General features: G+C 63.5%; 11 protein-coding genes. 6 read left to right on the top strand and 5 right to left on the bottom strand.

The window, feature by feature from the left end; all coding sequences use genetic code 11:
* Positions 1–17 precede the first annotated feature (17 nt).
* The 3 genes from AC1DDS_RS02000 to AC1DDS_RS01990 all read left to right on the top strand — a co-directional run bounded on the left by AC1DDS_RS02000 (position 18) and on the right by AC1DDS_RS01990 (position 2,476).
* Positions 18–737 (top strand): aspartate/glutamate racemase family protein, encoded by a 720-nt coding sequence (locus AC1DDS_RS02000; RefSeq protein WP_477477356.1) that lies wholly within the window; start codon positions 18–20, stop codon positions 735–737.
* A gap of 212 nt (positions 738–949) precedes the next feature.
* Positions 950–1,393 (top strand): c-type cytochrome, encoded by a 444-nt coding sequence (locus AC1DDS_RS01995; protein ID WP_310414513.1) that lies wholly within the window; start codon positions 950–952, stop codon positions 1,391–1,393.
* Positions 1,394–1,558: 165 nt separating this feature from the next.
* Positions 1,559–2,476, top strand: coding sequence for a c-type cytochrome (locus tag AC1DDS_RS01990; protein WP_477477745.1), 918 nt, complete (start codon positions 1,559–1,561; stop codon positions 2,474–2,476).
* Between the two features lie 89 nt (positions 2,477–2,565).
* On the opposite strand, the gene AC1DDS_RS01985 is transcribed toward AC1DDS_RS01990, so the two are convergent.
* On the bottom strand, positions 2,566–3,135 hold the full coding sequence (locus AC1DDS_RS01985) for a type 1 glutamine amidotransferase family protein (RefSeq protein ID WP_477477355.1): 570 nt from the start codon (positions 3,133–3,135) through the stop codon (positions 2,566–2,568).
* A 144-nt stretch (positions 3,136–3,279) separates the two neighbouring features.
* A complete protein-coding gene (locus AC1DDS_RS01980; protein WP_310414504.1) occupies positions 3,280–3,777 on the bottom strand; it encodes a GNAT family N-acetyltransferase in 498 nt (165 codons plus the stop codon).
* A gap of 299 nt (positions 3,778–4,076) precedes the next feature.
* Here AC1DDS_RS01980 and AC1DDS_RS01975 point away from each other — a divergent pair, with 299 nt between their 5' ends.
* Both AC1DDS_RS01975 and dmeF read left to right on the top strand, forming a co-directional pair.
* A complete protein-coding gene (locus AC1DDS_RS01975; RefSeq protein ID WP_310414501.1) occupies positions 4,077–4,349 on the top strand; it encodes a metal/formaldehyde-sensitive transcriptional repressor in 273 nt (90 codons plus the stop codon).
* A 34-nt stretch (positions 4,350–4,383) separates the two neighbouring features.
* Complete coding sequence (gene dmeF / locus AC1DDS_RS01970) at positions 4,384–5,388, top strand: CDF family Co(II)/Ni(II) efflux transporter DmeF (RefSeq protein ID WP_477477354.1); 1,005 nt, start codon at positions 4,384–4,386, stop codon at positions 5,386–5,388.
* A gap of 172 nt (positions 5,389–5,560) precedes the next feature.
* Here the strand turns inward: dmeF and AC1DDS_RS01965 are convergent, their stop codons facing one another.
* From AC1DDS_RS01965 to AC1DDS_RS01955, 3 genes are all read right to left on the bottom strand, one after another.
* Positions 5,561–6,931 (bottom strand): calcium-binding protein, encoded by a 1,371-nt coding sequence (locus AC1DDS_RS01965; protein ID WP_477477353.1) that lies wholly within the window; start codon positions 6,929–6,931, stop codon positions 5,561–5,563.
* 282 nt (positions 6,932–7,213) lie between these two features.
* Positions 7,214–7,639 (bottom strand): hypothetical protein, encoded by a 426-nt coding sequence (locus tag AC1DDS_RS01960; protein WP_477477352.1) that lies wholly within the window; start codon positions 7,637–7,639, stop codon positions 7,214–7,216.
* Between the two features lie 69 nt (positions 7,640–7,708).
* Positions 7,709–10,045: a glucose/quinate/shikimate family membrane-bound PQQ-dependent dehydrogenase gene (locus AC1DDS_RS01955; protein WP_477477351.1), complete on the bottom strand. Its 2,337-nt coding sequence runs from the start codon at positions 10,043–10,045 to the stop codon at positions 7,709–7,711.
* Between the two features lie 375 nt (positions 10,046–10,420).
* On the opposite strand from AC1DDS_RS01955, the gene AC1DDS_RS01950 reads away from it, so the two are divergent.
* On the top strand, positions 10,421–12,973 hold the full coding sequence (locus tag AC1DDS_RS01950; protein WP_477477350.1) for an arylsulfatase: 2,553 nt from the start codon (positions 10,421–10,423) through the stop codon (positions 12,971–12,973).
* The last annotated feature ends 121 nt before the right edge of the window (positions 12,974–13,094 follow it).

The raw sequence follows: 13,094 nt of genomic DNA, 5'->3' as shown, positions 1-13,094 counted from the left end.
AAGGCAATGGAGGGGACATGGTGGACAATCCAATGGCGTTGATCGGTCTGATCGGCGGGATGAGCTGGGAGTCCAGCGCGCTATATTACCGGCTGTTGAACACGATCGCCCATCGGCGTCTCGGCGGGCACCACAATGCCCGCTCAGTGCTCTTCACGCTCGATTTCGACGCGCTCAACCGCATGGCTGCCGAGGGGCGCTGGGACGAGGTTGCCGGGTTGATCACGGATGCCGGGCGCCGGCTGCAGGACGCGGGTGCGGCCTTCGTGATGATCACCGCCGTCAGCGGCCATGCCGTTGCCGATCGGGTGGAGGCGGCGCTGCGGGTGCCGCTCCTTCACATCGCCGATCCGTTTGCCGACGCCGTGCGGGCGAGCGGCCACAAAAAGGTCGGCCTGCTCGGCACGCGCTACACGATGGAGATGGATTTCTTCTCCGCCCGCCTGCGCGAGCGTCACCGTCTGGAGGTGCTGACCCCGCCGCCCGAGCAGCGCCATGCGCTGCACCGGATCATCGTCGAGGAATTGACGCTCGGCCGCATAACGCAAGCGGCACGGCAGACCTTGCTGTCTATGGCGGCCGGTCTCGCCGAGCGCGGCGCGGAAGCGATCGCCGTCGCCTGCACCGAGCTGCCGTTGGTGGCGGCCATGGAGGACTATCCGGTCGCCGCCTACGACGTCGTGCAATTGCACGTCGAGGCGGCGCTGGATCGGGCCATTGCCAAAGCGTCCGCTTGAGGCGGGCGATCCGGGCTGCCGGCTGCCGGTCGGCTTGGATCGCTCCTGATCGCAGGCGCCGGTATTCCGCTTTGTGCGGTGGGGCGGGGATATCTGATCGCACGATGCCGCCCATCAAAAAAACGTTACTTTTCTTCCAGCCGCGCCGTGCAATGTTGCTGCCGCAATTCGCAACATGCCATCTCCATGGCAAGTCCAATCAGGAGCTATTGATGAAGCTGAAGACAATCGCGGCCGCGGCCGCCCTTGCCGTACTCGGCGCCAGTGCGGTGGTCGCGGCGGACGATCCGCAAGTTGCCCGCCAGCAGATGATGAAGAAGGTCGGCGGGGCGATGGGCGCGCTGGCTGGGATCGCCAAGGGCGAGAAGCCTTACGACGCCGAGATCGTCAAGGCCTCGCTGACGACGATGAGCGACGTCTCCAAGAGCTTTGCCGACCAGTTCCCTGCTGGCACGGAATCCGGGGCGGAGACGGAGGCAAGCCCGAAGATCTGGGAAAGCATGGACGATTTCAAGTCCAAGACCACGCAGCTCGGCAAGGAGGCCGAAACCGTGCTTGCCTCGCTTCCCGGCGACCAGGCCGGTGTCGCCGCAGCGCTTGGCCCGATCGGCAAGAGCTGCGCAAGCTGTCACGAGACGTATCGGCTGAAGAAGTAGCCAGACGAGCGGACCGCAGACTCTCCCGGGGATCGTAACGTCGGGAGAGTTTGCGTTTTGGCGCCTCCGTGCGACGATGGCCGGGTGTGACGGGCGGCCGCGTCTGGGCGTGCGGCACCGGAGGGCTCTGTCAACAGTTGGGGTGGGCGTCATGCCCCGGGGACGATTGCCATGAGAATTCGCGCGTTGGCGGTGGCCGCTCTGGTTATCGCGGTGGCTGGAGTGGGGTCGTATCTGTCGATCACCGCGCCGGCACGGATGCCGAAGAACACCTGGGCGGGGCTGGGCGAGCCCAACCTCGAAAATGGCGAGCGGGTGTTTTGGGAAGGCGGCTGCTCCAGCTGTCACGCCGTCCCGGGGGCGACGGACGAAAACCGGCTGGTGCTTGCCGGCGGGGCATCGCTCAAGAGCCCGTTCGGGACCTTCCATCCGCCGAACATCTCCCCCGACGAAAACGCCGGAATCGGCAGCTGGACGTTGGCCGAATTCGGGGATGCGATGGTCCGTGGGGTCGGAAAGGGAGGCGAACACCTCTACCCGGCCTTTCCCTATGCATCCTATGCGCGCATGACGCCGCGCGACATTAACGATCTCTTCGGCTACCTGAAGACGCTGCCGGCGAGCAGCGCGACGGCGCCGGCGCACGACCTGCCGTTCCCCTTCAGCCAGCGTGTCCTGCTCGGTGGCTGGAAGTTCCTGTATCTCGACGACAAGCCGCGGGTGACGCTGGCCAAGCCGGATGCCAAGGTCGAGCGCGGGCAGTACCTCGTCGAAGGGCCGGGCCATTGCGGCGAATGCCACACACCGCGCGACGGGCTGGGAGGAATGAAGACTGAAGCGTGGCTGGCCGGCGGGCCGAACCCCGAAGGCGGGCAGGGGCGAATGCCGAACATCACGCCCGGCGAAAAGGGTCTGGGCGGATGGAGCGAGAGCGACATCGCCTACTATCTCGAGACCGGCTTCACGCCGGATTTCGATTCGGTCGGCGGTTCGATGGTGTCGGTGCAAAAGAACATGGCCAGGCTGCCGGCGGAAGACCGCGAGGCGATCGCGGCCTATCTGAAGGCAATTCCCGCCCTTTGATGCGGCTTGATCGCGGGCGAATTGCGGCATGACTGCGCCGCGACCGGGAGCCGTGCCGCGCAGTCGGTCGTTATCAGTCGGCGCCGATGTCAACCGTGCTCGCGGCCATAGAGCTTGACGTAATGCTCGAGGTCCGGGCTGTGGAAGCCGAGCGCCCGGTAGATCTCGGCCGCAAAGGTCACAGGCGCGGTTCCGGGGGCCGTGACGATGTTGCCGTCGCGGACCGCCTGCGGCTGGTCACGATAAAGCGCGTGTCCCCGATATTCTGGTGCCGTCGCCAGGAACGCGGCTTCGTTGCTGGTGTGGCCGCTGCGGTCGAGGACACCGGCACGGGCCAGCGCCAGCGTCGCACCGCAGATGGCGCCGACCGGGCGTCCCGCATCGTGGAACGAACGGATCTGCCCGGCCGTATCAGGCGCGGCTTCCGTTTCCCATATCGTGCCGCCGCAGAGAACCAGCGCGTCGTAGTCGGCGGGCGTGATGGTCTCGAGCGCCGCCGCCGGGGTTACCGTCAATCCACCCATTGAGGTCACCGCCTTGCCGCCGGGCGAGGCGGCGACGACGTCGAAGCCGAAATAGTTGCGCGCGGAAGCCATCAGCAGCGCGCATTCCCAGTCTGCGAAGCCTTCGGTGAGGCCGATCGCAATGCGTTTCGTCATGATCCTCTCCTTCGTCGTCGACTGCGGATACGCAACGGAAGCGCGGACGTTAAATAGGCGCACAGTTGACCGCGAAAAGCGATATCGGAGTTCGAGCAGGAAGGGCCGCACGGGAGCTGCGGGCGGCCCGATGACGCGCCTCGGTCAGGCCAGTGCCTGGATGTAGCGCATGCCGGTGACGGGGCCAGCCCGGAAGTTCATCTCCTCGTAGAAGCGGTGCGCCTGAAAGTTGCCGGTGGCGGCGCTGACCGAAAGGAAGCTGCATCCAGCCAGCCGGGCCTGTTCGCGGGCGCGAGCAACCAGATGCCGGCCGATGCCGGTGCCGCGATGGTCCTTTCGGACGAAGATCTGGTGGAGCTCCATGCCACGCCGGCCCTCCGCCGCCCGGTACAGCGGCACCAGGATGGCGTAGCCGATCAGCCGGCCGCCGGCCTCCGCCACCAGTGCGCTGACCCATGGCGACGGGCCGAACAGGTCGCGGTCGAGATCGCTTGCGGACAACTGTGCGCAATCGCCGTGGCACTCGGCGTGCAAGGCCACCATGTCGAGGATCTGCTGCAGGTCGCCCGGGCGGGCGGACCGGATGTTCAGCATCGCCGGACGTTCGAGCGGCGCGGTTTCAAGCTTGAGGACGGCATTCATTTCGAGGCTCCTTCGGGTCTTTCGCCACCAGGTGCCTGAAAACAACAAAGCCGCCTGATGGCGGCTTGTTGAATATGATCGAACAGCCGCTCCTTATCGGAACAGCCAAAAATACGTCGCGGCGATGGGTGCGTGCGTGATCATGGCGGCGATATTCTCCGAATCCTCGCCGATGTCAACGCGAAAAGCGGGCGCCTTCGACGAATTCGTCGCAAAAAACGAAATCAGTCCGGTAGGGAATGTCGACACCTTTCCCGGGTTATAGTATACCCCCCTATGCTAATTGTCAGGCTCATCCCATGTCGCACACGACCCGTGAAAAAACAAAGCTGATTGCCCGCATCCGCCGTCTCAAGGGCCAGATGGAAGCGGTCGAGCGTGCGCTTGAGGCCGAGCGCCCCTGCGGGGAGGTCCTGCAACTCCTGGCCTCGATCCGCGGAGCAATGAACGGGCTGACGGCGGAACTGATCGACGGGCATCTGCAGGAGCACGTTCTGGCGGCGACGGGCGAGGAAGATCGCCGGCAGGCAGTCACCGAACTGGCCGAAGTCATTCGCAGCTATCTGAAATAGCGCTGCCGCCGAAAGAGATATGAAGGAACTGTCGATGACAAACCTGGAAGCGAAGCGGCGCGGACACACCCACGATTTCCTCGGAAAGAATCACGCCCGGAATGAACGGCGGGTCTGGCTGGTGATAGCGCTGACGGCGGTCATGATGGTCGGCGAGATCGTCGCGGGCACGCTGTATGGGTCGATGGCACTGACCGCCGACGGCTGGCATATGGCGACCCACGCCGGCGCCATGCTGATCGCCGCCTTCGCCTATTTCTACGCGCGGCGTGAGAACGGCAACACGCGCTTTACCTTCGGCACGGGCAAGCTTGGCGATCTCGCCGCTTTCGCGAGCGCCGTCCTCCTGGCGCTCATCGCCCTGCTGATCGCCTGGGAAAGTTCCGTCCGGCTCGCCAATCCGGTGACGATCGATTTCGGTCAGTCGATCCTCGTCGCCGTATTGGGCCTGGCCGTGAATCTCGCGAGTGCATGGCTGCTGAACGACAGCGGCCATCACCATGGTCACGCCCATCCCCACCGTCCGCATGGACACGCCGGACACAGCGATGACGACGATCACGATCATCAACACCACGACGACCACAACCATCACCATGGTCACGAGCGGAGCGGTACCGACAGCAATCTGCGGGCGGCCTATCTGCACGTTCTCGCCGACGCACTGACCTCGGTGCTGGCCATCCTGGCCCTGGTGTTCGGCCTGTGGAACAACTGGGCGTTCCTCGATCCGCTCATGGGCATCGTTGGTGCGCTGGTGATCGCCAGATGGTCCTGGGGGCTGATCCGCAGTACAGGAGTCGTCCTGCTCGACGCGCTGCCGGCAGGCGAGACCCTACCAGAGGAAATCCGCGACGTGATCGAAACGCCGGCAGATCGCATCACCGATCTGCATGTCTGGCAGGTCGGCCCTGGCCACCACGCCGCGATCGTGTCCCTGGTCACCTCGGATCCGAAGGAGCCAAGCTTCTACAAGGCAAAGCTGGCCTCGTTGCGCGAGCTATCCCACGTCACCGTCGAGGTAGCGACAGCGGCTTGATGCTGGCTGTGTGAGCATTCGTATACGCGATCACGGAGTTGCCCGGCTTAGGCCGATCGACCCGTGGCCGCCGGCGACGATCAGCACATAATGTTGGTCGTCGACCGTATAGGGTCGGCGCTCCTTTGCGCCCGGACGGCAACGGCCTCCGCCAACAGCGTTGGCTACGAGTTCAAATGACAAAGAAGTCCGCAGCCGAAAGGGCGAGGCCCTTCGCCAGCAGCGCAAACTGCACGGCGCCGGCCGAACCCGTTCCGTCGGCATCGTAGAAGAGCTTGCCCGTGTCACTTTCGTAGACGATGCGGTCGCTCGCATCTGCCGCCTTGCCATTGGTGTTGGCGACGAACGCGGCAGCAGCGAGCTTGCCGGTGGAAAGTGCGGTAAAGATCGCATTCTCCAGCCGGATCGTGTCGTCGGCGACGTTGTAGTCGGTGATCGTGTCGATGTTTCCGCCGCCGAGCGAGGAATTGAACAGGAACTGGTCCTTACCCGAACCGCCCGTCAATCTATCCGCACCGCCACCGCCGGAGAGCGTATCGTTGCCAGCCTCGCCGGACAGGACGTTCTTGCCGCTGTTGCCGGTGATGATATTGGCGAGGGAGTTACCCTTGCCGGCGAGGTCTCCCTTGCCCGTCAGCGTCAAGTTCTCCACGTTGGCGGAGAGTTTATGGCTGGCGCTGGACCGCACCGTGTCGGTGCCACCGTTCAACTGTTCCTTGATCGTGTCGCCGCCATCCGTGACGTAGGTGTCGTTGCCCGCGCCCCCTTCCATGTAGTCGCTGCCGCTTCCACCATCGATCTTGTCATTGCCGGCGTCGCCGTAGAGGCTGTCGTTGCCGCTGCCGCCCTTCAGGCTGTCATTCCCATCGCCGCCGCGGAAAAAGTCAGCGCCGTTGCCACCAAGCAGAGTGTCGTTGCCCGCTCTGCCAAGCACAGCTCCGGTCAATGTTCCCTTTGAGCCATCGTAGACATCCGCGCCGCTTCCGAGGTCGATCGAGCCGATGATCTTGCCTCTGTTGTAGATGATGTCGGCGGCATCCGTCAGGGACGCGTAGGCCCAGCCGCTGCCGCTGTCGATCGTACCGGTATTCGTCAGTTGGACACTGTCCGTTCCGATGTTGCGGATGCCCGAGAAACTCGTGATGCGGCCTTCATTCGTGATGGTCGAGGTTACCGTGGACAGCCCCGACGAGCCCTCGATCGCAATGGCGGTGCCCTCGGACCAGATGGTCCCGGCATTTTTGACCCGGCTGCCCGTGCCAGCCGCATAGATTGCGGCTTCGAAGCCGCCGACCTCGGCCCCGGCCTCGATTGTGATGCTATGGCCGCCTTCGGTTGGCAATCGACCCAATATCAATGCGTAGGTTCGCCCGACCACCGCTCCATTGATCCAGAGCGCGGTGGAAGGGTCGTAGGCATAGATCGCTGTGGTGTCGCTCGATGCAACCAGGACCCCCGCGCGAACATAGGCCACGTCACTGCCCGCGAGTGTGGCGCGGACGCCGGTTCCGACAGAATCATTCGCAAAGACATAGGATGCCATTTCCTCACCTCATTGCTGATTGGGATTGCAATTCTCGAGATCAGGTGTGCGCGGGGCCTAGCCCAGGATTGCCATAGATGCAGCGCTGTCGGTATTCCACGCAGATCGATTGTCGAGCGCGAGATAAACCTATACGATTATTAATCTACCTCGGGTTGAGATCAAGGGCAAGTCGCGGATGGAAATGGAAAGGTTGCTGCATGTTGCCCCAGCAGCGCTGCCTTGGAACGCACAAGAAAAGGTAGAGTTGTCAACAGGCTGCGGACCAGCCATCAGTTCCAGTCAGGGAGCAGCAATCGTCGTGTCGATTCCGAGCTGCGCTTCGATCGCCTGGCGGATCTCGTCCTCGATCGCTTCGCGCTCTGCTTCCGGCAGTGTCTTCAGCGATGCTTCGGTATGGCCCAATTCTTCGAGCATCTGGGCTCGGATTCGCTCGGCGGGCGACATCTCCGACCATTCCATGAACTCCGCCACCAGGCTGGCGCTGGCAGCCGCGGTATTCTCCGCCTTCGCATCCTTCTCGACGCCGATCAGCCAGAGCGCACTGGCAAAGCCCGAAGAGGCCGGAAGCGATGGTGCAACGCTGGGCGTGAGGTTTCGCGGAACGGCGTTGCCCCGGTTGGATTCGTCGAAGTCGTCGTCGCCGGACGCGGCGCGGTGCTGCCGTGCGATGGCATAGCTTGCCAGAAGCCCACTATCGATCTTCATGAAAATCTCTCCCTGAAAAGCCAGTCAGGAAGAGGCTAGGTTGCACAGCTTATGCGAGCCTTGTTGACGTTACGGCAGCGTATAGGCGATCACATAGTCGCCCGGCTTGGTGCCGATCGATCCGTGGCCGCCGGCGACGATCAGCACGTACTGCTTGTCGCCGGCCGTGTAGGTCATCGGCGTCGACTGGCCGCCCGCCGGCAGCCGCGCCTCCCAGAGCTGCCGGCCGGTCGTCAGGTCGTAGGCGCGCAGGTAGTCGTCGACCGCGGCCCCGAGGAAGGCGACCCCGCCCTTGGTGATGATCGGTCCGCCGATGCCCGGCACGCCGACCTTGAAGGGCAGCGGAATCGGTGACAGGTCCCGGACGGTGCCGTTCTTGTAGCGATAGGCGATCTCGCCGGTGCGCAGATCGGCGCCGGCGACATAGCCCCAGGGCGGTGCCTGGCAGGGGATCTTCAGCGGGCCGAGGAACGGGCCCATGTAGACGCCGTAGGGCGCACCTTCGTTGCGGTTCAGGCCCTGTTCCGAGCCCTTTGCGCTCTGCTCCTTCGGCGGGATCTGGTCGCGCGGTACGAGCTTCGAAGTGAAAGCCAGGTAGGTCGGCATGCCGAACATCACCTGCCGCTCCGGGTCGACGGCGACCGAGCCCCAGTTGAAGACGCCGAAATTGCCGGGATAGATCAGGCTTCCCTGCAGCGACGGCGGCGTGTAGCGCCCCTCGTATTTCAGCCGGTGGAAGTCGATGCGGCAGGCGAGCTGATCGAACATCGTCACGCCCCACATGTCCTTTTCCGTGAGCGGCTCGGGCATGAAGGTCAGGCCGGAGACCGGCTGCGTCGGGGCGGTGAAGTCCTCCGGGATGGCACCGGTCGGCGCCGGCTCCTCCTTGATCGGGATCAGCGGCTCGCCGCTGCGCCGGTCGAGCACATAGATGTCGCCCTGCTTGGTCGATCCTACCAGGGCGGGAACCACGGTGCCGTCCTCCTTGGTGATGTCGAGCAGCGCCGGCTGGGCGGGAATATCCATGTCCCACAGGTCGTGGTGCACCGTCTGGCGCACCCAGCGCACCTGGCCGGTCTGGAGGTCGAGCGCGACGATCGACGACGAGTACTTTTCGACATGCTCGCTGCGGCCCATGCCGAGCTGGTCGGGCACCTGGTTGCCGAGCGGCACGAAGATCAGCCCGAGCCCTTCGTCGTAGCTCGATACCGACCAGCTGTTCGGCGAGTTCGTCGTATAGGTCTGGCCCGGCGGTAGCGGCGTCGTCACGTCCGGGTTGCCAGAATCCCAGTTCCAGATCAGCGCGCCCGAATTGATGTCGAAGGCGCGGATCACGCCCGACTGCTCGTGGATGGAATAGTTGTCGTTGACGGCACCGCCGACGATGATCTTGCCGGCGACGGCGACCGGCGGCGAGGTCGAATAGTAGTAGCCGGCCGGATTGTATTCCATGCCCTGTTCGAGACGCAGCGTGCCGTGGTCGGCAAACGCGGTGCAGACCTCGCCCGTGCCGGCATCGAGTGCGATCAGCCGCGCATCCGAGGTCGGCAGGTAGACGCGCTCGGCGCAAGGCGTTCCCGCGGCAGCGGCGGGGTCCTTCCAGTAGGTGACGCCGCGGCAGGTCTGGTGCTGGCGGTCGGGGTTCATGCCGGAATTGCTGTCGTACTTCCACTTCTCCTTGCCGGTGGCGGCGTCCAGCGCGATCGCCCAGTTGTGCGGCGTGCACAGATAGAGCGTGTCGCCGACCTTGAGCGGCGTCACCTGGTAGGTCGTCTCGCCGATGTCGTCCGGAAGCTTCACGTCGCCGGTCTGGTACTGCCAGGCGACCTTGAGCGTGCCGACATTGTCGGTGGTGATCTGGTCGAGCGGCGAATAGCGCTGGCCGAAGGCGGTGCGGCCGTACTGGTGCCAGTCGCCGGGCGGTACGTCGCCGCCGAGGGCGGGCGTGGTCGTAACGGCCTCCAGGGGCAACGCGCCGCCGATGTCGTGCATGTCGCGCGTCATGGCGTAGACAGCGACGCCGATCGACAGCAGCCCGGCGATGGCGAGTGGCAGCGCCGAGGCGGGGTAGGTTTCGCCGGTGGGGCTGGTGAACCCGAGCGGACGGCGGATTGCCGGCAGCATCAGCCAGAGGCCGAGCAGCACGATGATGCCCCCGCGCGGACCGAGTTGCCACCAGTCGAACCCGACTTCCCACAGCGCCCAGGCGAGCGAGCCGACCATCAGGATGGCGTAGATCCAGATGGCGATCGGTCGCTTGAGAAACAACAGAATGCCGGTCGCGAGAAAGCCGAGGCCGGCGATGATGTAGTAGGGGCTGCCGCCGAGCGAGACCAGCCATCCGCCGCCGACGACGAGAACGATCCCGATCAGGTCGAAAAGGATGGCGGTGAGAATGAGCAACATGGACGCTTTCTCCCAGAACGGACCGTTGGATACGGCAGCGTGGCAACATGCGCGGGTTGAGGCTCGTCTTCAGGAAAAGCTAGTCCAGCCTCGGCCGGAATCAATGCCATCGCCCACAATTCCTGCGCGAGGCTTCGGGCTGTCGAAGTGATGCGGTCCCTGCCTGGTGAGGCTTCAGCGCTCGAGTCCGGCTTCGCGCGGCGGAGCCAGTTCCGGGCGCCGTGGCGGTCGAGGCCCTGAGCCCGAGATCAGGCCCAATAAAGTGAGGCTTCGACAACATGATCTCGTAGTATTAGCATAAGCTAAGATGAGCTGGCGTCACATCATGCTGTCGAGGCGTCGTCGAGACGACGTCCTCCAGGGGGGAGATCGACAATGTGCTACAGACTGCTTGGACATGTCGCATGTGCACTGGGACTGGCCAGCCTGGTCTCTTTGGCTGGCCCTGCGAAGGCGGCCGAAATTCAAACCACCGGCACGCCAGGCGCACCGGACGCGACGACGACAATCGATGGCAGGCAGCTGCCTGCCCCCGATCCCCAATTCGGTGGCGAGATCAAGGATGATGCCCTGAGCTCAAAACCGTGGTGGGCACCGCGGATCCTGCCGCCGAAGAGCGCTCCCAACATCCTCCTCATCATCACTGACGATGCCGGATTCGGCGTGCCCAGCACTTTTGGCGGCGTTATTCCGACGCCAACCATGGATCGCATCGCCAATGATGGGCTTCGCTACAACAACATCCATTCAACGGCCCTGTGCTCGCCATCACGGGCAGCTCTCATTACCGGGCGAAATCATCACTCGACCGGGTTTGGGGTGATTTCCGAACAGTCGACAGGTTTCCCGGGCTACAACAGCCTCATCCCCAAGGACAAGGCCACCATCGGACGAATCCTGCTCGATAATGGCTACGCGACCGCGTGGTTCGGCAAGGATCACAACACGCCGGCATTTGCGGCGAGTTCGGTTGGACCGTTCGACCAGTGGCCCATTGGCATGGGCTTCGAGTATTTTTACGGCTTCGTCGGCGGTGATGCCAACCAGTGGCAGCCGAACCTGTTCCGGAACACCACGCAGATATATCCGTTCGAGGGCAAGCCAGGCTGGAACCTGGTCACCGGAATGGCCGATGACGCCATCGACTACCTGAACCGCCTGAACCAGACGTTGCCAGACAAGCCGTTCTTCGTGAAGTACGCACCGGGAGCGACCCACGCGCCGCACCATCCAACCAAGGAATGGGTGGACAAGATCAGCGCGATGCACCTGTTCGACGACGGCTGGAACAAACTTCGCGAAAAAATCTTCGAAAACCAGAAGAAGCTCGGGGTCATTCCCGAAAACACCCAGTTGGAGCCCTGGCCCACTGAAATCCTGCCCAATTGGGACGATGTGCCCCCTCAGGACAAGAAGCTCTTCATCCGGCAGGCCGACGTCTTCGCTGCCTACGCCGCCTACAGCGACCATGAGATCGGGCGCGTCGTGCAGGCGATCGAGGACATGGGTAAACTCGACAACACCCTCATCATCTATATCAACGGCGACAACGGCACGAGTGCCGAGGGCGGCCCGCTCGGCACCCCCAATGAGGTGGCGTTCTTCAACGGCATCAACAAGATGCCGACCGACGTGCAGATGAAGTGGTATGACGTCTGGGGAACCGAGCAGACCTACAACCACATGTCTGCCGGCTGGTCCTGGGCCTTCGATACGCCCTTCACCTGGTTCAAGCAGAACGCCTCGCGGCTCGGCGGCATCGGCCAGAACATGGCAATCTCCTGGCCGGCCCGCATCACCGACAAGGGCGGGCTGCGCCAGCAGTTCGTGCACTTCATCGACGTCGTGCCGACCATCCTCGAAGTGACCGGGATTCCAGCACCCGACATGGTGGACGGGATCAAGCAGTCGCCGATGGAGGGCACGAGCTTCGCCTACACGTTCGACAAGGAGAACGCCAAGGCACCGTCGCAGCACAAGATCCAGTATTTCGAGATGTTTGGTCAGTGGGCCCTGTATGATGACGGATGGCTGCTCAGCACGAAGGTCAACCGCGCGCCGTGGGAGGCCTTTGGTGCAGCCAATCCCGACCCGTTGAACAACCAGGTTCTGGAGCTCTATGACCTCAACACCGATTTCAGCCAGTCCCAGAACGTCGCGGACAAGCACCCTGACAAGGTCAAGCAGTTGAAGGAGGCGTTCATCGCTGAAGCCAGGAAATACCAGGTCTTCCCGATGGATGCGTCGGTGGCCGCGCGTATCGTGGCACCGCGTCCGAACATAACGGCCGGGCGAACCGAGTTCACCTACACGACGCCGATGGTTGGCCTGCCGCAGGGAGATTCCCCCTCCATCCTGAACAGCTCGTACACGATCACGGCTGACATCGATGTCCCCGAAGCCGGCGCGGAGGGGATGATCCTCACGTCGGGCGGGCGCTTTGGCGGCTACGGCTTCTATCTGCTGAAAGGCAAGCCCGTGTTTCTGTGGAACCTTGTCGATCTGAAACGCGTGAAATGGGAGGGCGCTGACGCGCTCACGCCCGGTCGGCACACCGTCGAATTCGACTTCAATTATGACGGACTGGGTGTCGGTACACTGGCGTTCAACAATATGAGCGGGCTGGGGAGACCGGGGACCGGCAGCCTGAAAGTCGATGGAAACACCGTGGCGACGGAGCAGATGCAGCGCACGTTGCCAATGATCCTGCAGTGGGACGAGAGCTTCGACATCGGCTCCGATACCCTGACGGGCGTCAATGACGCGGACTATCAGCCTCCGTTTGCTCTGACCGCCAGGCTCAACAAGTTGACGCTGAAGGTGAACCGGCCGACGCTTTCACAGGAGGACATCAAGAACCTCCAGAACACGGAAGCCATCGCTGTCGACGGCAATCCGATCCATCACATGCAGCCTGGGCCGCAATAGGCCAGGCCTTGAGACAGACCAGGGCGAGGAGCTTTGAGCAGTAGAGGCCATTCCCTTTGGAGTGGCCTCACGTTTGCCAGTTCCGCTTATGGCGGGCGCATAGCGCGCATGGCATCCCGCG

This window comes from Mycoplana sp. 10N416 (assembly GCF_056394765.1).
This window is presented reverse-complemented; position numbering and strand designations above follow the sequence as displayed.

Coding starts and splice junctions, on each gene's coding strand:
- AC1DDS_RS01960 (WP_477477352.1), bottom strand. CDS start 7,639: ATGAAGATCGATAGTGGGCTTCTGGCAAGCTATGCCATCGCACGGCAG.
- AC1DDS_RS01995 (WP_310414513.1), top strand. CDS start 950: ATGAAGCTGAAGACAATCGCGGCCGCGGCCGCCCTTGCCGTACTCGGC.
- AC1DDS_RS01965 (WP_477477353.1), bottom strand. CDS start 6,931: ATGGCATCCTATGTCTTTGCGAATGATTCTGTCGGAACCGGCGTCCGC.
- AC1DDS_RS02000 (WP_477477356.1), top strand. CDS start 18: ATGGTGGACAATCCAATGGCGTTGATCGGTCTGATCGGCGGGATGAGC.
- dmeF (WP_477477354.1), top strand. CDS start 4,384: ATGACAAACCTGGAAGCGAAGCGGCGCGGACACACCCACGATTTCCTC.
- AC1DDS_RS01975 (WP_310414501.1), top strand. CDS start 4,077: ATGTCGCACACGACCCGTGAAAAAACAAAGCTGATTGCCCGCATCCGC.
- AC1DDS_RS01950 (WP_477477350.1), top strand. CDS start 10,421: ATGTGCTACAGACTGCTTGGACATGTCGCATGTGCACTGGGACTGGCC.
- AC1DDS_RS01955 (WP_477477351.1), bottom strand. CDS start 10,045: ATGTTGCTCATTCTCACCGCCATCCTTTTCGACCTGATCGGGATCGTT.
- AC1DDS_RS01985 (WP_477477355.1), bottom strand. CDS start 3,135: ATGACGAAACGCATTGCGATCGGCCTCACCGAAGGCTTCGCAGACTGG.
- AC1DDS_RS01980 (WP_310414504.1), bottom strand. CDS start 3,777: ATGAATGCCGTCCTCAAGCTTGAAACCGCGCCGCTCGAACGTCCGGCG.